We start from the raw sequence: 21,122 nt of genomic DNA, 5'->3' as shown, positions 1-21,122 counted from the left end.
AAAAAAATAGCCTGTTTCGACAGGCTATTTTTTTATGATATCCGGCTATTTAAAAATCAGAATAAATTTTTCACATGAATTGCTAGCTGTCTAAATAAAAAGAAAAAAATTGTGACGGTGGTTGAATAAATAAACTGGAAAAATAGATTTAAACATTTGCTAAAATTTTCAAGACTCATAAGATAGAAGTCATATTTTATGCTGATGTTCATCATGATTTCAGAATCTGTTCTCGACCCTGAATTAAAAAAATATAAATTCTAATTTTATTTAAAACCAGAGGCTTTGCACAGCGACACATGTGCATTGCTTGTCAACTTTACGATTCTGACGGCTTTAAACTTGACCAGGTGGAAATAGAAATACACGTGAGGGGAATAATAACAATGATGACCAATACGGAACATTTTATATGATCCCTATTCAGCATGATATCAGTCTGGTCATCGGATCAACTCTCTTTGCTTTCGTCGCTGGCTATTTTTTGATGCCGATTCAAAAAATATGGTGGCGTGAGTCGCGAAGAAAATTTGCAACACTCATGCTATTTGCAACGGCCGCATTACTGGGGCTATTGATCTGGTCGATCCATTTCATTGGGATGACAGCAATTCATTTAAGTCATGTCTATCATTTTGATTTCAGCTGGATGTTGCTCTCTTATTTAAGTGTCTTTACGGCTTCTATTTTTACCCTCTGGTTAATGATCCAAAGCATCTGGTCATTTTCCCGAGTGGCTCTCGTGATCGTGGTGATGAGTCTCGGGGTCTCAGCCATGCACTATACAAGTAGTCTTAGGGCCAACTTTGAGAGAACAGAGATTACGCCAATCACAGAATCTTCACATGCGACTTATGATCTGTTGTTCGCGGTTGTGTTAATCAGTGCTCTGTTACTGATTGCCATGATTCGTCTGGTTCTCTCAGAATTGCGTCTGGCATCTCTGAATCGCCAACTGCGATGGGCCAATAAAGAGCTCGAAAATCAAAATATCCAGGATAATCTCACCAAATTACCCAACCGTTTATACCTGGCTGAATACGCAGATATCTTGTTTTCCAAGCAACAACATCAGCAGGAAATTGCCTTTTTATATATTGATCTGGATCGTTTTAAGGCGGTGAATGATGTGTTTGGTCATCAGGTCGGAGACCAGTTGCTGATTCAACTGACTGCGCGTATTCATCAGTTATGGGGTGACCGTTCCAAGCTGCTTAGAATTGGTGGTGATGAGTTCCTGATGGTGCTGGAAAATACGTCCGTCAGCAAAGCTTCAGAAATGTCAGAGCAGATTCTAAATCTGATTCAGGACAGCTTCCTGATTGATGGCAAAACCATTAATATTTCGGGCAGTATCGGAATCGCGATGTATCCGGAGCATGGCAAGAATCTGCAAGATTTACTGGTGAATGCCGATGCAGCAATGCTCAGTTCTAAATATCAGGGCCGCAATACCTATTCAGTCTTTAATTTTTCTTCTGATCAGCATGAATCCAAGAGCCAGAGCAAGCTGATTAATGATCTGTATAAAGCAGTTGAAGATCAGCAATTTGTACTGTTTTATCAGCCTAAATTTACCAGTGAACGAAAAATTTGTGGGGTAGAAGCCCTGATTCGCTGGCAGCATCCATTACATGGGTTACTGGGTCCCAATATGTTTATTCATGGCGCTGAGAAAACTGGGCTTATTATTCAGATGGGCTATTGGGCACTGGAGCAGGCTTGCAAACAGATCCAACTCTGGGAAAAAAATAATACCGACTTTTTCCCGATTGCCGTGAATTTGTCTGCGGTGCAGTTTGAGCATAAGCATCTATTAGCTAATCTGCAAAACCTGTTTAAACGCTATAAGATCAATCCGCAGCACTTGATGATCGAGATTACTGAATCGACCGCCATGCATTATATCGATGCCAGTATTCGTACCCTTGAACAATTACGTAATATCGGTATCCAGCTGGCGATTGATGATTTTGGAACCGGACATTCCAGCTTCTTATATCTAAAAAATCTGCCCGTGGATGAACTGAAAATTGATAAAGAGTTTATTCAGGATCTTAGCGTCGGCTCTAAAGAAGAAATGATTCTGGAAAGCATTATTCGGCTGGTGATTAAACTGGGTTTAAAAGTGACGGCTGAAGGCGTAGAAACCACGCTGCAAGCAGATATTTTGACTCGACTCGGTTGTCAGCAATTACAAGGTTATTTGCTGGCAAAGCCGATGCCAGTCGAGTCATTGGCAACACAGGATTTTCTGTCTTAATTTGAATTTTTATACGCTACTAATGCGGTATTAAATAGTACATTGAACCTATATTTAGTATTATTCAGCAGGCCAGTTGAATGACACAAACTCCCATATTTAAGCTTCATAACCGTATTGTTTCCGACTCAATCTGGGCTGAAAAATACCGCAATCAACAAGCATAGATCTTATAAATACTGTCATTTCCTTCAGCCGTGGGCATACTTATTGGCTTTAGAAATCTGCTACAATATTGCCAATTTTCATATTGATCGTTTTTGATCTTGAGCACTGCGGTTCTGCAGTAGGTATTTTCCATGAGTTTTAAAGATGAGTTAGCGGCGCAGGTCGCTCAGCGACGTACATTCGCCATTATTTCCCACCCCGATGCCGGTAAAACCACCATGACAGAAAAGCTGCTGTTATGGGGGCAGGCGATTCAGGTTGCAGGTATGGTGAAAAGCCGTAAGTCTGACCGGGCCGCTACATCGGACTGGATGGAAATGGAAAAAGAACGTGGCATCTCGATCACGACCTCGGTGATGCAGTTCCCGTTCAAAGACAAGATGATCAACCTGCTCGATACCCCGGGACATGAAGATTTCTCGGAAGATACCTATCGTACCTTAACCGCCGTCGACTCGGCATTAATGGTGATTGATGGTGCAAAAGGGGTGGAAGACCGGACCATTAAATTGATGGACGTGTGTCGTATGCGCGATACACCGATTATTTCTTTTGTTAACAAAATGGACCGTGAAATCCGTGAGCCACTCGAGCTTCTGGATGAAATCGAAAACGTTCTGAAAATTAAATGTGTTCCGATCACCTGGCCATTGGGTACGGGGCGTGATTTTGCCGGTGTATTTAATTTAATCGAAGAAAAATTCTACATTTACAAAACCGGTTTTGGTTCAACCATTCCTACAATCGAAATACGTGATGGTTATGACTATCCGGATCTTCGTGAGAAAGTTGGTGAGCTGGCGTGGGCTGCATTTGAAGAATCACTTGAACTGGTGCAAATGGCCAATGAGCCATTGGATCGTGAAGAATTTCTGGCAGGCCGTCAAACGCCGGTATTGTTCGGTACAGCCTTAGGTAACTTTGGGGTTGACCATGTGCTGGATGCCTTCAGTCAATATGCACCGCCGCCGAAGGCCCATCCTACTCAGGCTCGTGTTGTCGAAGCTGATGAAGAAGGCTTTAGCGGTTTTGTCTTTAAAATTCAGGCCAATATGGACCCGAAACATCGTGACCGTATTGCATTCATGCGAATTTGTTCAGGTAAATATGAAAAAGGCCTGAAAATGAAGCATGTACGTCTGGATAAAGATGTGCGGATTAGTGATGCCTTAACCTTCCTGGCCGGTGACCGCCAGCATCTGGAAGAAGCGTGGCCGGGCGATATTATCGGACTGCATAACCACGGCACCATTCAGATTGGTGATACCTTTACTTCAGGTGAAAAGCTACAGTTCACAGGTATTCCGCACTTTGCACCAGAAATGTTCCGCCGTGTACGCTTAAAAGATCCTTTGAAATCGAAACAGTTGCAAAAGGGCCTGAAAGAGTTGTCTGAAGAAGGTGCAACACAGGTATTTATGCCACAGCATAATAATGACCTGATCGTGGGTGCAGTGGGCGTACTTCAGTTTGAAGTGGTGGCGTATCGTTTGAAAGAAGAATATAAAGTTGACTGTGTTTACGAACCCGTGAACATCAATACTGTTCGTTGGGTGTCTTGTGATGACGAGAAAAAATTTAACGAATTTAAGAAAAAAGCCCACGACCAGTTGTCAGTCGATGGCGGTGGTCACTTGACTTATCTTGCGCCAAGCCGAGTGAATTTACAGCTCATGCAAGAACGTTATCCGGACATCGTGTTCCATAATACGCGCGAACACTAAACTTTCAGGTATTCAAATATCGTCTAAAAATATCAAACAGCTTCTCCGGAAGCTGTTTTGTTTTATGTTACATTTAAACTATTCATAACCTGATAGATTGTTTAAAAATGAAGTTCAGCAAGGAAGCCACCCTCGGTGCTGTCATTGGTTTAAGTCTTGTCCTGAGTGGCTGTGATAAAAGCGAAAAAGAACCGGAACTTGACCAGCCGGATGGAAAAACAACCCCAGTTAAGCAAAGTGCCAGTATTTTGCCTTACCTGAATATTCAAGAACAACCGGCCAAGATCGCCTTGCCATTTTGTGAAACCAAAAACTGTATTAATGTCGATATCCAGACTTTATATACGGCTGATCCATGGATGAATCACTGGATCGAAAAACAGCAGGCCAAGGTAATTCAGGATCAAATTGGCTTAAAACAGGATATGAGTTTACAACAGGCGATGAATGCCTATGTGAAAAAATCGGATGCCTGGCAGGCTCAACTCCAGCTCAATCAGGCTTATGAATTATCGCTGTATACCCGCATTCCCTATCAGCGTAATCAATATGTCTTGCTGCAAATTGGTATTGATAGTAAACAGGAAAATATCAGTGTGTATGAGCGCTATTATTTTTTTGTAGCCGATCGTCAACAGCAAAAAATGCTGACTCCACTGGATATTATCGATCCCAAACAACAGTTGTTAATGGATCAGATCATTCAAACCGCTTATGAAAAATGGTTAAAAGACAATAATCACGAGGTTCAGCAGCAAGCACCGAAAAAACTGTATTGGGGGCAGGCTGAGTGGTTCTTCGATCAGGAAGGGATTGGTCTGCATTATCGTAGTCATGACATTAGCAAAGATGCCAAACAACTGGATATCTATTTAACAAAAGAACAAACACAACAGGTCTTGAAAGCCGAAGTCTATCGGAATATGTTCTAAAGGTCGTAATCCTCTCAGGATTAATTACACGTTTTGAAAAGGGTAATGAATGCCAAAATATAAGAATATTTTTTGTCTATCGATACTGGCATCCGCAGTTTTACTGAGTGCATGTCAGCCGAAGAGCAATGAGCCGAAAGAGCCGACTTCTCCTGAAGTGGTACAAACCGAGCCAGAAGTCCTGAAACTTAGTGGTGATACCGAAAAACTCAAGCTGGTGATTCCAGAGTGTGAGGGTAAAAACTGTCCGGAAATTTCGATTGAACGCCTGAACAGTAATCAGCGCTTTATTGATGAATGGATCGATCAGCAGATTTTGCAACAGTTAAAAAATATCCTGTCTGTCGATGCGATTGAGCCGGCAAAAGCCACTGCTGCCAGTGAAGCCGAAGTGGCTGCTTCTGAACCAAAAACAGCCTTGTCGACGGTCACTACACCAAAACAGCAGCTTGAGCAGCAAATTCAGCCTTCTATGCAGACCTTCTTGAATCTGGACAAGGAGCTCAAAGCACTGAGTGCCAGTCATAGCATTAGCCTGATGATTAAGCCCAAGATTCTGAATTCGGGTGATCCATTGGCGACTGTGGTGCTAAACAGTAGCCATTATCTGGGAGGTGCGCACGGAGCATCTGCACAGCGCTATTATAATTTTGATCTTGAACAGCAAACACTGGTCAAGCTGGATGACATTATTGCCGAGAAGCAAAAAGCCAAACTCGAAGCACAGGCGTATGAGGCTTTTAAAGTCTGGGTCATGGAGTCCAAGCTGGCAAAAGATGTCGCTGAATATGAACAGGCCTGGAAGTTCATACTGACCGATAATTTTTATCTGGCCAAAGAAGGTTTGATCTTACAATATGCCGAATATGAAATCGGACCTTATGTGGTGGGTTTGCCGCGCTTAATGATTCCTTATGCGCAGCTACAAGGCGTGCTAAAACCGCAATATCTGCTGCAAGCTGAAACAGCAGCCTCTGAGGCACAGCCAGCGTTAGCATCTAAAGCCGAATGAAGTTAAAACTGTTCGATACGCATACCCATTTTGATGTTCCCGATTTTGATCCTGATCGGGAACATCTGGCCTATGCGGCCAAAGCGGTAGGTGTGGAACATCTGGTTCTAATTGGCTTTTTGCAAAACCGCTTTCAGGATTTGTTAAAAACCCATCGTTTTATCAATGGCTTGAAAGATGCACCGCATAGCCATTTGGCACCCGGCTTGCATCCGTTTTATATTGAACAGCATCAGGCTGAACATTTACATGATTTAGAGCAGCTGCTTAGAAATGAACAATGCATTGCCATTGGTGAAATCGGTCTCGACACATTTTTAAAGCAGCATAAACAACCTGAAATTTTTCAAAAGCAGCAAGATTTTTTCGCTGCACAAATTGAACTGGCACAACAATTTGATAAGCCGATTTTGCTGCATATCCGTAAATCACATGCAGAAGTTTTACAAATTTTAAAACAGCATCAGTTTAAACAGGGTGGAATCGCACATGCCTTTGGCGGAGGTGTTGAGGAAGCCAAGGCTTTTGTCAAGTTGGGGTTTAAACTGGGAGTCACCGGACAGATTACCAATCCGAATGCCAGAAAACTGCATCAGGTGGTACAGGCAGTCGGTGCAGAACATCTGGTGCTGGAAACCGATTGTCCGGATATGACGCCGTTATGCTGTCAACAGTCAGGTGAGCAACGTACCCGCAATACACCTGCCAACTTGCCTTATGTACTGGAAGGTTTGGCACAAAGCTTAGGGCAAGATCAAGCCAAATTGGCACAGCAACTCTGGCAGAATACCCATCAGGTTTTGAATTTGGCCGATGAATAATGCCGGTTTTTATTGCTCGGCTGTATCTGCTGTAATTTGGTATCTGTTAAAAAAAGATGCATTATGCAATTTCTAAAATGCCTCAGACTTGGCATCATGCATATATATTCTTTTAGGTGAGATTCACATGGCACAAGGACTTTTGGCGGGTAAGCGCTTCTTGATCGCGGGTATTGCGAGTAAATTATCCATTGCTTTTGGTATTGCTCAGGCATTACATCGTGAAGGTGCTGAATTGGCTTTTACTTATCCAAATGAAAAGCTGAAAAAGCGGGTAGATGACTTTGCTGAACAGTTTGGTTCAAAACTGGTTTTTCCTTGTGATGTGGCGGTAGATGCTGATATTGATAATGCATTTGCTGAGCTGGCAAAACACTGGGATGGTCTGGACGGCGTGGTGCATTCTATCGGTTTCGCACCGGCGCATACTTTGGATGGTGACTTTACCGAAATCACAGACCGCGAAGGTTTCAATATTGCACATGACATCAGTGCCTATAGCTTTATCGCGATGGCACGTGCGGCAAAGCCTTTGCTACAAGTCCGTCAAGGTTGCCTGTTAACGCTAACTTATCAAGGTTCTGAGCGCGTAATGCCGAACTATAACGTGATGGGTATGGCCAAAGCCTCTTTAGAAGCCGGTGTTCGTTATTTAGCTTCGAGCTTGGGTCAGGAAGGTATTCGTGTCAATGCCATCTCTGCGGGTCCAATCCGTACTCTGGCTGCTTCAGGCATTAAATCATTCCGTAAAATGCTCGACTTAAATGAAAAAGTTGCGCCATTAAAACGTAATGTAACGATTGAAGATGTCGGCAATGCAGCATTATTCCTGTGCTCGCCATGGGCCAATGGCATTACCGGTGAAATCCTGTATGTCGATGCCGGTTTCAATACCGTGGGTATGAGCGCTGATTTAATGGCGGATGCGGAATAAAAGTCTATTCTCTGCCGTGGGGGGGAAGAGTTCCTCCCTTTTTTAAAGGAAGGTTAGGAGGGATTATTTTTCTTTAATCTTGCTAAACCCTTTCTTTAAAAAAAGAGTAAATGAGCAAAATCCCCTCATTCCCCCTTTGATAAAGGGGGAGTTCACTCAAGGCCATAAAAAAGACCGCATAAGCGGTCTTTTTTAGATTTGCAGGACAGCGATTAAGCCTGACCATCTACAGCGGCAGTTTGTGCACGTTGCATATTGGCTTCAAATTCAGCATCGAAGTTGATTGGGGTAAGCAGCAACTGTGGGAAGCTACCTTTAGTCACCATATCATTCACTGCTTCACGCAGGAACGGGAACAGAATGTTCGGGCAGTATGCGCCCAGGATGTATGGAAGACGCTCTTCTTCAACGCCATCTACCAAGAAGATACCGGCTTGAGTCACGTCGACGATAAAAGCAGTATCACCTTCATTGGTCGCTTGAACAACGACTTTTAAAGCCACTTCAAAATGAGTCTCATCAATTTTTTCTGCAGAAGAAGAAAGGTTGATGTTGAGCTCAGGTTGCCATTGCTTGGTAAAAACTTGTGCCCCAGGAACCTCAAAAGAAATATCTTTGGTGTAAATACGCTCTAATGCCAATTGTGGTTGAGCTTGTTGTTCTTCACTCATTCTTTGATCCTTAATATAAAGTGATGATTTTAGTAGAATTAAGCCAGTAATTCATCAAGTTTGCCTTCACGCTCTAAAGCATAAAGCTGGTCGAAACCACCGATGAATTGATCCTTAATAAAAATTTGTGGCACAGTGCGGTGATTGGTACGCTGCATCAATTCAAGACGTACTTCAGGTGCTTCTTGAGATAGATTAATTTCTTTATATGCGACACCTTTGCGCTCAAGCAACTGTTTTGCACGCACGCAATAAGGACACACAGTCGTTGAATAAACAATAACGTCAGCCATGATCAATCTCCTGTTCGTGGATTATTTGCTTTTCACCAAAGGTAAACCCTGGGCTTTCCAGTTGCTGATGCCGCCATCAAGACGGTATGCATCGGCATGACCCACTTGTTGTAGCGCAGTACCAGCCACCTGTCCAAGGTTACAAATGAACACCAAAGGGCGATCAGATGCTTTCAGCTCTTCAACATGCTTTGTAATCTGGCTATATGGAATGTTACGGCTGCCGCTGATATGACCTTCACGGAAGTCTTTGGCATCCCGTAAATCAATCAGCATGGCATTTTTTGCTTTGACTAAAATTCCCAGCGACTGCGGAGAAATTTTACGACCGTTACGTTGACCTTCGATAATGAAGAACAAAACTACCAATACCGCGAGTGTTCCAAATAAGAAGGGGTGATTCCCCATAAACTCGAACCAACGTTCCACAATTCACCTAATTACAATTTTAAAATTGCCAAGAGTATAGCTCATAAATATGGTGATCAAAATCACCGCTTCAAGGGTTGAGGCACAAGAAAATTAATTTTTTTGCTGTGCTTCAGTGATTTCATCGATTAAACGCAAATAGCTGTCCAGTCGGCGCGGTAAAATTTCACCCGCACTCGCGGCCTGACGTAAAGCACATTGTTTTTCATGCTTATGCGTGCAGTTCCGGAACTGACAGTGTCCGAGCAGGTTTTCAATTTCAGGAAAACCGATTTGTACCTTATCTAAAGGCAGATGCCACAGGCCAAATTCACGAATTCCCGGAGAGTCGATCAGGGCAGCACCTTCACCAAAACCGATCAAACGGGTTGAGGTGGTGGTGTGCTGACCGAGTGCCGAGTTTTCCGAAATAATATTGGTTTTCTGGGCTGCATCTGGCACGATCGCATTGATCAGCGTACTTTTACCGACACCCGATTGACCGACAAAAGCCACCGTTTCATTTTCCAGACGATTGGACAATACAGTCAGATCACCATCGGACTGGGTTTGCATTACTTCATAACCGAGGTCTTGATATTCTTGTAGCAGAGTCAGAATTGGATCGTTCTCTTTTAACAAATCGGCTTTGTTCATCACTAGAAGCGCAGGAATATCGGCATCGGCACAGGCCACCAGATAACGGTCGATCAGGCCCGGTGCTGGCTCAGGCAATGGTGCAAACACAATCACAATCAGTGAAATATTGGCCGCTACCGGTTTAACCTTGTGATAGCGGTCAGGACGGGTCAATAAGGATTTACGTGGATGAATCGCCGTAATAATCCCCAATCCGGTATTCGGATCGGCTTGCCATTTAACCCGGTCACCCGTGACCAATAAATCCAGATTGGTTCGGGTATGACAGCGCCAGACACTGCCCAATTCAATTTCTTTCCAGAAAGGTTCAGGCTCGCCATCGGCAACCACAGGTTTTTCAGGGTGAATGTCAGGAGTAGACAAAGCTTGCACTTCAAGTTGGCGGCCGTAGTGTTGCACTACCAAACCTTCCAGATCACTGGAGGTATCGAGATCTTCTTGACGTGTTTTCTGTTGTTTCTGAATGCGGCGCTGTTGTTGCTCTGTCAGACGACGCTTACGTATTAAGGCCATTCATATCCTAAAAAACCGGGTAAATCAGATGGCAAAAATAGCATGAAGCAGCCCCCGAATGACACCCAAGATGTAATTAATTTGCTACTATAGTTGTTTTTAAACCCAATAAGATTGCACATTTATGAGCAGCACCGCTGATACCCGCCTGATTTGGATTGACCTTGAAATGACAGGTCTAGACACAGACAATGACCAAATTATTGAAATTGCGACGATTGTAACCGATGACAATTTGAATATTCTGGCAGAAGGTCCTGTGCTTGCGGTGCATCAGCCTGCACGTCTGTTAAATGCCATGGATGAGTGGAACACCCGTCAACATGGTCAATCGGGTCTGATTGAACGGGTGCGTCGCAGTAAACTGACGGCTCAGGATGCAGAACAGCAAACTATTGAATTCCTGAAGAAATGGGTCAATCCAAAATCATCCCCGATGTGTGGTAACTCGATCTGTCAGGATCGCCGTTTCTTGCATCGCCTGATGCCTGAGCTGGAACAATATTTCCACTACCGTAATCTGGATGTATCTTCAGTGAAAGAGCTGGCAAAACGCTGGCGTCCTGAAATCATGAGTGGTCTCAAGAAAAATGCTTCGCATCTGGCGATGGATGACATTCGTGATTCAATTGCCGAACTGAAATACTATCGTCAATATTTCTTTATCATGAATAAAGACTAAATTCCGATGAATTGAAAAGAGGCGAAAGCCTCTTTTTTTATGAGATTGATGCTTTTTTCTTTTGATATAAACTCTCAATCAGTTCAAATATCACCCAGGATATCAGTACCAAAATCAGATGGGTCTGGGTTTCATGGCGATCTAGGATCACATATCCGAATAGGCCTAAAATCAACAAACGAATAAAAATACTCAGCGCATAGTTTTTCTGTTTTTGGCTACTGTAAAAATAAAAATGTAGAGTGATCAGTATAAAATTGAGAGCCAAAAGAGCATTGATCAGCACAGTGTTTGACTCCCATATTTAAAGTTTTATGTATGAATTTTATCCAATTATAAATGTTCCTGAATTTATCTTTCTGATTTTGCTGATAGATTTTGTATCAAAATTTTAGAAGCAGTAAAAAAATGCTGACTTTGCTAAAATAAGCCGTGATTTAACAGCTATTGATGACTTATGACTGAACTGCTTCAAGACGATGAATATGAGCGCCGCTTTGCGGGTGTTGCCAAAATTTATGGAGAAGACAGCTTCAGTCATTATGAAAAAAGTCATGTGATGGTGATTGGCATCGGTGGTGTCGGTTCTTGGGCAGTAGAAGCGCTGGCACGTAGCGGTGTGGGCGAGCTGAGTTTGGTCGATATGGATGTGGTGGCGGCATCCAATATTAATCGTCAATTGCCTGCCATGAGCACGACCTTGGGCCATGAAAAAATTGCAGTGATGGCCGAGCGTTGTCATGCCATTAATCCACGGATCAAGATCAATCTGATTGATGATTATCTGACGCCGGAAAATATCAAAGAAATTTTAGCAGGTAATCCTGATTTAATTCTCGACTGTATTGATGATGTGAAGGCCAAATTTGCCTTGATGCTGCATTGTCGCTTTAACAAGATTCCCTTGATTGTGTCAGGCGGAGCAGGCGGTAAACTGGATCCCCTGAAAATTCGGGTGGCCGATTTATCTAAAACCGAACAGGACCCGATGCTGGCCAAATTGCGTGCCCAGTTACGCGGCAAAGGTATTTGTAAAAAACCTAAAGAAAAATTCGGCATTACCTGTGTCTATTCTATCGATAATCCGTTCTCGAGTGCCGATGTCTGTGCCAGTGCCGGCTTGCGCTGTGGTGGTTATGGCTCTGCCGTGGTGGTGACTTCAAGCTTTGCCATGGTCGCTGTGGCAGAAGGCTTGAAGAAGCTGGATAGTAAAAGAGCAAAAGCCTGATTTACAAAATAAAAAGCACAAGATATGTGCTTTTTTTGAGACGGCGTTTAGAATGAAAGGATTCATTTGCAGAACAAAAATAATGTTTTGGAGCAGTTATGTGGTTCTTGCTGGTATTGATTTTGGGGATAGGGGCTTTGGGGATTTGGATGTGGAAACGTCCGGATCCGGTAAAACGTGATCAGGCCAAAGCTGTGCAGCATGATCTATGGATTGAGCAGCTTGATGCACAGCTCAAGCATGCGGCGCGCTTGAGTTCAGATCCTGAACATCCGAATTATGCACGTGCCTATCAGATTTACCAGAATCTTGCCCAGCAACAGGAAATTCCACAGGCTTATGTCGGCATGGGGCTGATGCATTTGCAGGGTCTGGGACATGCGCAAAATACGGAAACAGCCATCAGTTATCTCGATAAAGCCTTTCATCTGGGCAGTGATGACGCGGCTTATTATCTGGGGCAGATTCATGAGGAGCAACGCTATCAAATGGCTGACCCGGAAAAGGCGCTGTACTGGTACCGACATGCCGTAGCCCGTGGCAATCTGGATGCCCAGTACCGCATCACTGAACTTTCTTATACTACAGAAACAAATCCAGAAGATAAGAACGCTGAACAGCAGCGCTTGGCCTTACTCATTCAAAATGCCGGGCAGGGACATAGCAATTCGCAGTATCAACTGGCGCAGTATTATTTAACAGATTCAGCGGCTCAAGATTTGGTTCAGGGAATTCATTATCTGTTTTTAGCTGCGCAGCAAGATCATCTGGCTGCCAATCAGCAGATCGCCGATGATTATGCGCGTGGACAGAGGCTGCCCCAAGACCAGACTCAAGCCCTGCAATTTATTAAACGCTGTATCAGTCTTGGTGATCAAAAAGGTCTCTATGATTATTATGCTGGCGTACTGCAAGGCCGTATCGATACCGACCAGCGTCAGCGCGTGTTCCAGCATTTGATGCAGCAGTCCAAAGAACATGCCGATGCGCATTCCAAGACTTTAATTGGACTGGCTTATTTTCATGGTTGGTATGTCGATAAAAATGAAACCATGGCGTTTCGTTACTGGTCTGAAGCTGCCAATACTCAGCATCCGCCCGCTTTATGCATGATTGCCGCGCTGTATTTTGAACAGCATCTAGTGGCTCATGAGCCGCAAAAGGCATTTGAACTGTATCAGGCAGCATTTCAGCTTAGTCCCGATGATGCTTATGCACAAATGGGTCTGGCACTGTGTTATTTAAATGGCATCGGTACTGTAAAAGACACAGCCAAAGCCACCCGCATGATTCAGGCAGTGGCCCAGCAATACTGGCAGATCGAGGCTCAGTCTGAGGCAGATTTAATTTATGTGGTCGGGCGTTTTTATAGTCTGGCGGAATATCCATTGCCGACACGCGACAAAGCCATTCAATATCTGAATCAGGCGGTTGCGAAAGGCTCCAAGGAAGCAGCCTGGTTCCTGTATCAGGCTCTGTCAGGTATTTATCCGGTCTTTATCTGTCATCCAGAGCAGGCCAATCGTTATCTGCATCAGGCTGCACAACTGGGACATGCACAGGCACAGGCAGAATTGGGCTTGGAGTATCTTAAGGGACAACAGATTGCGCAGGATATTGCCTTAGGCTTGAGCTATCTGCAAAAAGCGGCTGCTCAGCAGAATGGTGTGGCACTGAATGCGCTGGGGGAAGCGTTTGAAAATGGCATAGGCACTGAGGCAAATATCGAACAGGCGGTACAGTATTACCGTCAGGCGGCAGCGCAGGTCAATGCCGATGCTTATAGTCATCTGGGACGTTTATATACCAAGGGAATTGGGGTGGAACGCGATATTGGAGTCGCGCGGGACTGGCTGGAAAAAGGCAGTTTGCTCGAGCATGAGCGATCAACTGAATTATTGAAAAATGTGCATGCCTATTTAGAAATGAAGTAATTTTTATTGACATCACGCAATATAAAAAACCGCTGTCTGGCAGCGGTTTTTTTATGGTTCAAGCTTTGTTTAAGGTAATTGCTGGATTGGACTGCCACCTAATGCCTGCATTAAAGTCACATAGGCATTGTACTGGTTCTGTCGGGTTTGTACCAAAGACAGCCGTGCATTCCGTGTGGTTTCCTGTGCATCCAGCAGGTTCTTTAACGCCACCGCGCCATTACGATAACGTACTTCAGTCAGACGTTCGGTACGTTCAGCCAGTTCGACATTACGTTGCTGCAAAGTGACTTGCTTACTGATTTCAGTCCGGTTCGATAAGGCATTTTCCACATCGGCAAAGGCTTCATACATGGTCTGGCGATATTGCATAATCGCTTTTTCATATTCCAGCTCATTGACTTGCAGATCACGTTTCATGTCATTCCATTGCAGGAAGGGCAAGGTCAGACCCGCACCTAAAGTCGCCACCGGATTCTTCAACGCATTTGAAAGCGAAGTACTGCTGCCAATACCTGTGGTCAAATTCCCAGTCAGACTGATTGAAGGATAATAACTGGCTTTGTTGGCATCCTTATTGGCCAGCGCTTTACGCAAACGTAGTTCAGTCGCTTGGAGGTCGGGACGACGGGACAATAAACTCGCGGGTAAGTCGGCCTGAATACTCGGTAATTGAATATTCGGTAAACGGCTTGGCTCCTGAATAGAAAGCTGTTGTACTGGCATATGCAGCAATACTGCGAGGCCGGTACGCGTTTCCACCCGTTGCTGCTCAATCTGGCTTAAGGTGGCTTGCTGGCTTTGAATCGCCTGTTCGGCCTGGGTTAAATCCAGACCGGACACCGCACCGGCACGATATTGTACCTGCACCAGATCATAGGTTTTTTGCGCCGTTGCCAGATTTTGCTGTACCACGCTATAACGCTCGTTTAAATAAGCCAATTGCCAGTAAAGCTGTGCCGTGGTGCCAATCAGGCTCTGCGCTGTCGCCTGTAAGTCCTGTGCAGATGCCAAGGCTTCCCAGCGCGCCGCTTCAGTCTGATTGGCCAGTTTGCCAAACAGATCCAGTTCATAGCTTAAGCCCGGATAGCCCAGTGAAAGACCCGTCGAAGCATTGCTGCCACCCTCCAGATCAAAACGCTGGCCCGTTGAAATTCGTGCATCACCGACACGGACGCCTTGCTGGCTTTGTGCCTGTCTGGCCTGAATGCGCGCCTGCTGTAAACTGATGCCAGCCACCGCCAGATCTGTATTCTGCGCCAGCACTTGATCGACCAGACTGTTCAATTGCGGATCTTTAAATAAGGTCCACCATTGATCTGCCAGAATGTCGGCATGGATCTGCTGACTTAAAACCTTATTATTTTGAAAATTGCCAGGCATATTAATCGCAGGCTGCTCATAAGGTGTTTTTACCACTGCCGCACAACCGGTCAGCGAGCTTCCCAGCAACAGGGCACTGGCAAGCTTGGTTAAATTCATTTGCATATCAGGTTCCTTATTCGCGAGAGAGCGCATCGACTGGATTCAGACGAGCGGCATTACGTGCCGGGATAAAGCCAAACACAATCCCGATCAGGCTTGAGCAGACAAAGGCCGCTACAATCGAAGTGGTTGAATAGGCCATCTGGAAAGTACCGCCGGCAAAATGGGTAATTAATTGGCCAATCCCGAGGGAAAGCAGCACACCCAAAATACCACCCAAGATACAGACCAGAACGGCTTCAATCAGGAATTGCTGCAAAATATCACTTTGACGGGCACCCACCGCCATACGCACACCAATTTCCTGAGTACGTTCAGTCACGGACACCAGCATGATATTCATCACCCCGATCCCGCCGACCACCAGTGAAATCACAGCAATCGCCGAAATTAAAAGCGTCATAGTCGCTGTGGTCTGCTGAATGGTTTCACGAATACTGTCGGCATTCTGGGTAAACACATCCTGCGCACCATGGCGCTGTACCAACAGGTTTAAAATTGCATTTTCAGCCGCCGCACTTGGGTATTCATCCTTAATCCGCACAATGATGCTACGTACATTGGATTGCCCCAGCATACGGCTCATCACGGTGGAATACGGCAGATAGACATTCAGGCTGTCATTATTGCCCATCATGCCTTTTTGCGCGTCGATCACCCCGATAATCCGGCTCGGTACGCTCCCGAGTAAAATCACCTGACCCACCGGATTGGTGCCATCCTTAAAGAAGGTATTTTTGGTATTGGTGTCAATGACGACATCTTGCGCCTGTTGCATGACGCTACTGCGGTCAAAGGGCTGACCGGACTGGAAGGTCATGCCACGCACATAGAAGAAATCTTCACTGACGCCGTTGACCGTGGTTGAAGCTTCAATTTCTTTATAACGGCCGGTGACACTGCTATTCACCGACGGACTGACGCCATCGACATACGGCTGTTCGGCCAGTGCATCGGCATCGGCCGGAATCAGGGTTTTGGACTGTGAAGATCTGGAATTGTCCCCAAAGCCTCGGCCCTGAAATACGGTAATGGTATTGGTGCCCAGACTGCTGATATTTTCCAGAATCTGTTTTTGTGAGCCATTGCCCAGTGCGACCACCGAGACCACCGAAGCGATCCCGATAATGATTCCGAGCATGGTCAGGAAAGTCCGCATGCGATGTGCATTCATGGCCAGCAAGGCCATACGGAAGGCCTCACCCAGACGGTCAACTGCAGAACGCCATGAAGAAATCTTCTTTTGTTCACTGCGGATTAGCGGCTGTTTTTCCAGATGCTCTTCGACTTCAGGAACATTGGGCTGATCGGAAATGATATTACCGTCTGAAATCTCGATAATTCGTGTCGCATTTTTAGCCACATTATGATCATGCGTGACCAGAATGATGGTATGACCTTTGGCATTCAGTTCACGCAAAATACGCATCACTTCAATACCGCTGTTCTTGTCTAATGCACCTGTCGGTTCATCGGCCAGAATCACGTCACCGCCATTCATTAGCGCACGGGCAATCGAAACACGTTGCTGCTGACCACCAGAGAGCTGACTTGGACGGTTCTGGGTTTTTTCACCCAGACCCAGATCAGTCAGAATCTTGATGGCTCGCGCATGCCGTTCAGATGAATCTGCACCGGCATAAATCGCAGGAACTTCCACATTGCCTGCTGCGTTTAAATCACCCAGTAAATGATAACGCTGGAAAATAAAGCCGAAATATTCACGGCGTAATTGCGCCAGTTCATCCGCTTCCAGTTCGCGGGTTTCACGGCCTTTGACCTTGTAGCTACCGGTGGTCGGTTTGTCCAGACAACCCAGAATGTTCATCAGGGTTGATTTACCGGAACCGGACTGGCCGACAATCGCCACCAGTTCACCCGGATAAATCTCCAGATTTACCCCTTTTAAAATCTGGACCGTGCTTTCACCCGCAGGGAATTCACGAACCAGATTTTTCACCTCGAGGAGAGGCTGTTGTTGTGAATTCATGCTTACATTCTCATTGGGCCACGGCTATTGCCACCGCGTTTTGCTGCATCATTGGAGGTGTCAGAACCATCAGCAATCACCACCTGATCACCACGTTTTAAACCTTTCAGCACTTGCGCAGTCGCGCGGTTATTCAAACCGATTAATACAGGGGTTGGTTTTGCAGTACCATCGGCTTGCAAGACACGAACCATGCCACGCTGTGCTTTGCCTTGTTCAATCAGCGCAATTTCAGCGTCAGACAGATTTAGGCGGGCAGGGCGTTCAGCGGCAGGGCGGTTGCCTTGAGCCGATTCAGTTTCAGGACGTGCTGCTGGATTAGCTTCGCTACGGGAACCTTCTCCGCGAGAACCTTCACCCCGATTGGCACGTGCCGGACGATTTGAGCTCTGAATCGCAGCGGCTGGAATGGTCAGCACATTTTTAGCTTCATCCAGCACGATATAAACCTGCGCCGTCATATCAATACGCAGTTTGCCGTCTTCATTTGGCACATCAAATAAAGCGTTGTAATACACCGCAGAACTTGACGATGAACCAGATGTATTTGAATCGGTATTAATCGAATTGGGTGCAGGTTCAACCTGACGTAGTTTGGCGTAAATCTTTTTCTCGTTATTGCCCAGCGTGGTGAAATAAACGGTTTGGCCTTCTTCCACTTTCATCACATCTGCTTCAGAAATTTCAGCTTTGATGGTCATGGTGTCGAGCTTGGCCAGTTTCACAATGGTCGGTGCACTTTGATTGGCATTCACGGTTTGACCTTCTTCGGTCACAATCGCCACAATCGTGCCATCCATCGGTGCCACAATCTGGGTATAACCCAAGTCTTCTTTGGCAGTTGCCAAGGTCAGGCGCGACTGTTCGATCTGTGCATTGATTGCCGTGATATCGGCCTGAGCCGTTTTATAACTGGCAAATGCAGATTCCAGCTCTGAACGGGAAGTTGCATCCTGTGCATACATGGCTTTCTGACGATTGTATTCAGCTTCAACTTTGGCCAGATTCGCCTGTCTCACTGCAAGCTGTGCCATCTGGTTTTTAATGCTGGCTTCAGCAGTTTTTAAATCATTTTCCTGACGAACAGAATCAATTCGTGCAATCAGCTGACCCTGTTTAACCTGATCACCGAGTTCCACATACATTTGTCTCACCTGGCCAGAAACCTGGGCACCTACGCTGACCATTTTGGTGGCTTCTAAAATACCGGTCGCCAGTACAGAACTTTCAATATCACCCTGTGTTACTTCAGCAGTAATATACTGTGGCGGCTGTTCTTTAGGTTTGAGGAAATACCACCCCGCAGCGATTAACACAATGGCAATCACGGCGGCCATAATTAGTTTCGTCGGTTTTATTTTTGGCATATTGAGTACGAATTCGGATCAAAGATAGGGATTGATTATAAAAGCGAAATTGGGATAAATCGTGAATTTTTTGAATTATAATGAGAATTATTTTCTATTGGCTGATTTCTGAAAATATCGTCCATACAGACCATTTTAAAATGCTCCATGAATTGCTTGTTCTGACATTGATAACAGGATTTGACCCTCTATAGATAACATCGATCCTATTTAAAAGATCATCAGCTGACTCTTAAATAAAATGATCACTGTTCCCAACAGTATTTTTTCAATCAAAGCGCTGCACAAATAAAATCGAGTGTGAATCAATAAAGACATAAGACCAAACATACTAGATTTGTTGTGTGATATTTGTTCTAAGGCTATTTCTGGCTTAATTTTCCTCCCTTTAGTCCCAATAGTAAAAACCAGTTGAAAATTAAGTAGAAAAAAATTTTAAAAACCCATGTTTTATATATGGATTTAAATAAATAAAGCTTGTAAGATTTAATTCCATAAAAAAATTATGGTTTTACCGCTTAACAAGAAAATGCACATTTATTGTGCAAAAATAATACAACTTTGCTCGCAACATTGATGAGGGTTTAACGATGGAATGGAATGAAAGCTATAATATTGGAATCGACGTAATCGATAATCAGCACCGTCAAATTTTAGATTATATCAATGCTTTGGAGCAGGTAAAAAGCACAGGAGATCGCGATCGAATCAAAGAGGTCTTGGAGGATTTAATCGATTATACCCAGTCACATTTCAGCTTTGAAGAAAACCTGCTGGAACAGGTCAGTTATCAATACCTACCTTCGCATCGCGGTATACATGAATTATTTGTGAAACGACTCAATGATTATCGTCTCAAGTTCGAGAAGGGAGAATCGATTGAAAATGATTTATATCGTTTATTGTCCAAATGGCTGATCAATCATATTCAACATGATGATCAGGACTATGTCGATGCAGTGCGCGATAATATGTTGAGTTATTTACGTGCTCAGGAAAGCAAAAAAGGCAAGGGCTGGTTTGCACGTTTCTTTGGTTAAGCACTCGGCGCTAAAAATAAGCGTTGACCGCACATTTCAGCAATGGCCTGTAAGATGAGATGTTCAGGGTTCTCTTTGGACATTCCTTTAATGGCTGCATCAATACGGATTAACAGCTGGGGCCAGCTCAAAAAGCGTTGGGGGCTGAGACGGCGTAAAGCTTGCTGATATAGCCCGACTTTGGTTTTCCAGATTCCAATTTGCAAGGCATTTTGCGGCTGTTCAAACAATTGCATCAACAGACGCATTTCCTTGCTCAGGCTCCATAAGATCAGGCTCATCGGTTCACCTGAAGCGACCAGATACTGGAAAATCTTGATCGATTGCGAGAGATTGCCTTGCAGCAGGGCATCACTCAAATCATAGGTGCTATAGCGTGATTGATCCTGTAAGCAGGCATATAAATGATCAATCTGAATCACATCAACTTCAGCAAAGGTGTCACTGACCCGCATCAGGCTGTTTTTGGCTGCCAGCAAGTTGTGCTCATGATGCTGTTCCAGCCATTGCCAGGCATCATGGGCCAGTTTAATCCCCAGTTTCTCTGCTTCAACTGCCAAAATTTGCTGACGATCGCGTGGATAATTTGCAGTAAGCGCAACGCAGACACCATTGGCCTCAACCGTCTGGAAGAAGCTGGATTTGAGGCTGCTCGCATCTTGCTTGGGCATAACGACCAATAGCAGATTATCACTGTCTTGTTGTAAATAGCTTTTCAGCAGTTTGAGGCTACTGGCATCTGGTTTGATATTGCCATGCACTTCAACTGCCAGTTGGGTTGAGAACAATGACAAACTGTTCAATGCATTAAAGACATTTTTCCACTCAGAAACTGAACTGACATCATAACGTTGACGTTCGATGTCTTTGGCTTGCCAATGTGTGCGAAAGGCATCGATCAGGTTTTGTTCTAGCAAAGGCTCTTGACCATGCAAGACCCAGGCACCGCGAGCTTCATCGACACGTTTTAGGGCTTGCAGATAGTCAAGTTTCATAA

At 44.8% G+C, this 21,122-nt stretch carries 18 protein-coding genes; 10 read left to right on the top strand and 8 right to left on the bottom strand.

Annotated features, from left to right (window positions below; all coding sequences use genetic code 11):
* The first annotated feature begins 412 nt into the window (after positions 1 to 412).
* The 6 genes from FTV30_RS10430 (at position 413) to FTV30_RS10405 (ending at position 7,854) form a co-directional block, all read left to right on the top strand.
* The gene (locus tag FTV30_RS10430) at positions 413 to 2,263 is read left to right on the top strand and encodes a bifunctional diguanylate cyclase/phosphodiesterase (protein ID WP_180001555.1); all 1,851 of its coding nucleotides are present in this window, start codon (positions 413 to 415) and stop codon (positions 2,261 to 2,263) included.
* Positions 2,264 to 2,562: 299 nt separating this feature from the next.
* On the top strand, positions 2,563 to 4,155 hold the full coding sequence (locus tag FTV30_RS10425) for a peptide chain release factor 3 (RefSeq protein ID WP_005095608.1): 1,593 nt from the start codon (positions 2,563 to 2,565) through the stop codon (positions 4,153 to 4,155).
* 107 nt (positions 4,156 to 4,262) lie between these two features.
* Complete coding sequence (locus FTV30_RS10420; protein WP_180001554.1) at positions 4,263 to 5,087, top strand: hypothetical protein; 825 nt, start codon at positions 4,263 to 4,265, stop codon at positions 5,085 to 5,087.
* A 49-nt stretch (positions 5,088 to 5,136) separates the two neighbouring features.
* Positions 5,137 to 6,099, top strand: coding sequence for an RsiV family protein (locus FTV30_RS10415; RefSeq protein WP_180001553.1), 963 nt, complete (start codon positions 5,137 to 5,139; stop codon positions 6,097 to 6,099).
* The gene (locus FTV30_RS10410) at positions 6,096 to 6,920 is read left to right on the top strand and encodes a TatD family hydrolase (RefSeq protein ID WP_180001552.1); all 825 of its coding nucleotides are present in this window, start codon (positions 6,096 to 6,098) and stop codon (positions 6,918 to 6,920) included. The genes FTV30_RS10415 and FTV30_RS10410 overlap by 4 nt, the downstream gene beginning before the upstream one ends.
* Positions 6,921 to 7,047: 127 nt before the next feature.
* Entirely contained in the window at positions 7,048 to 7,854 is an 807-nt protein-coding gene (locus FTV30_RS10405; RefSeq protein ID WP_005095616.1) for an enoyl-ACP reductase, read from the top strand.
* Positions 7,855 to 8,066: 212 nt separating this feature from the next.
* Here the strand turns inward: FTV30_RS10405 and secB are convergent, their stop codons facing one another.
* The 4 genes from secB to rsgA all read right to left on the bottom strand — a co-directional run bounded on the left by secB (position 8,067) and on the right by rsgA (position 10,399).
* Positions 8,067 to 8,525, bottom strand: a complete 459-nt coding sequence (gene secB, locus FTV30_RS10400) for a protein-export chaperone SecB (RefSeq protein WP_004278389.1) — start codon at positions 8,523 to 8,525, stop codon at positions 8,067 to 8,069.
* 38 nt (positions 8,526 to 8,563) lie between these two features.
* A complete protein-coding gene (gene grxC, locus FTV30_RS10395; protein WP_100329331.1) occupies positions 8,564 to 8,821 on the bottom strand; it encodes a glutaredoxin 3 in 258 nt (85 codons plus the stop codon).
* An 18-nt stretch (positions 8,822 to 8,839) separates the two neighbouring features.
* On the bottom strand, positions 8,840 to 9,247 hold the full coding sequence (locus FTV30_RS10390; protein WP_005095619.1) for a rhodanese-like domain-containing protein: 408 nt from the start codon (positions 9,245 to 9,247) through the stop codon (positions 8,840 to 8,842).
* Between the two features lie 93 nt (positions 9,248 to 9,340).
* Complete coding sequence (gene rsgA / locus FTV30_RS10385; RefSeq protein ID WP_005095621.1) at positions 9,341 to 10,399, bottom strand: ribosome small subunit-dependent GTPase A; 1,059 nt, start codon at positions 10,397 to 10,399, stop codon at positions 9,341 to 9,343.
* A 124-nt stretch (positions 10,400 to 10,523) separates the two neighbouring features.
* Between rsgA and orn the strand changes: the two genes are divergently transcribed.
* From orn to FTV30_RS10370, 3 genes are all read left to right on the top strand, one after another.
* Positions 10,524 to 11,081 carry an oligoribonuclease gene (orn, locus tag FTV30_RS10380; RefSeq protein WP_004278381.1) on the top strand — a complete coding sequence of 186 codons (558 nt, stop codon included), beginning with the start codon at positions 10,524 to 10,526 and terminating at the stop codon, positions 11,079 to 11,081.
* Positions 11,082 to 11,538: 457 nt separating this feature from the next.
* The gene (locus FTV30_RS10375) at positions 11,539 to 12,309 is read left to right on the top strand and encodes a ThiF family adenylyltransferase (RefSeq protein WP_005172727.1); all 771 of its coding nucleotides are present in this window, start codon (positions 11,539 to 11,541) and stop codon (positions 12,307 to 12,309) included.
* Between the two features lie 98 nt (positions 12,310 to 12,407).
* Entirely contained in the window at positions 12,408 to 14,243 is a 1,836-nt protein-coding gene (locus tag FTV30_RS10370; RefSeq protein WP_180001551.1) for a tetratricopeptide repeat protein, read from the top strand.
* A gap of 69 nt (positions 14,244 to 14,312) precedes the next feature.
* Here FTV30_RS10370 and FTV30_RS10365 read toward each other — a convergent pair whose 3' ends face one another.
* The 3 genes from FTV30_RS10365 to FTV30_RS10355 are packed head-to-tail and all read right to left on the bottom strand — an operon-like array spanning position 14,313 to position 19,085.
* Complete coding sequence (locus tag FTV30_RS10365) at positions 14,313 to 15,731, bottom strand: efflux transporter outer membrane subunit (protein WP_159516231.1); 1,419 nt, start codon at positions 15,729 to 15,731, stop codon at positions 14,313 to 14,315.
* 10 nt (positions 15,732 to 15,741) lie between these two features.
* Positions 15,742 to 17,718, bottom strand: coding sequence for a MacB family efflux pump subunit (locus FTV30_RS10360; RefSeq protein ID WP_180001550.1), 1,977 nt, complete (start codon positions 17,716 to 17,718; stop codon positions 15,742 to 15,744).
* Between the two features lie 2 nt (positions 17,719 to 17,720).
* Positions 17,721 to 19,085, bottom strand: a complete 1,365-nt coding sequence (locus FTV30_RS10355) for a MacA family efflux pump subunit (protein WP_180001549.1) — start codon at positions 19,083 to 19,085, stop codon at positions 17,721 to 17,723.
* Positions 19,086 to 19,675: 590 nt separating this feature from the next.
* Between FTV30_RS10355 and FTV30_RS10350 the strand changes: the two genes are divergently transcribed.
* Positions 19,676 to 20,125 (top strand): bacteriohemerythrin, encoded by a 450-nt coding sequence (locus tag FTV30_RS10350; RefSeq protein WP_005172715.1) that lies wholly within the window; start codon positions 19,676 to 19,678, stop codon positions 20,123 to 20,125.
* Here the strand turns inward: FTV30_RS10350 and holA are convergent.
* A complete protein-coding gene (holA, locus tag FTV30_RS10345) occupies positions 20,122 to 21,120 on the bottom strand; it encodes a DNA polymerase III subunit delta (RefSeq protein ID WP_074384021.1) in 999 nt (332 codons plus the stop codon). The genes FTV30_RS10350 and holA overlap by 4 nt on opposite strands.
* Between the last annotated feature and the right edge of the window lie 2 nt (positions 21,121 to 21,122).

The organism is Acinetobacter sp. YH12255 (assembly GCF_013417355.1).
In the GTDB taxonomy this organism is placed as follows: Bacteria; Pseudomonadota; Gammaproteobacteria; order Pseudomonadales; family Moraxellaceae; genus Acinetobacter; species Acinetobacter pseudolwoffii.
Note: the sequence above shows the minus strand (reverse complement) of the source record. Positions and strands in the feature narration are given on the sequence as shown.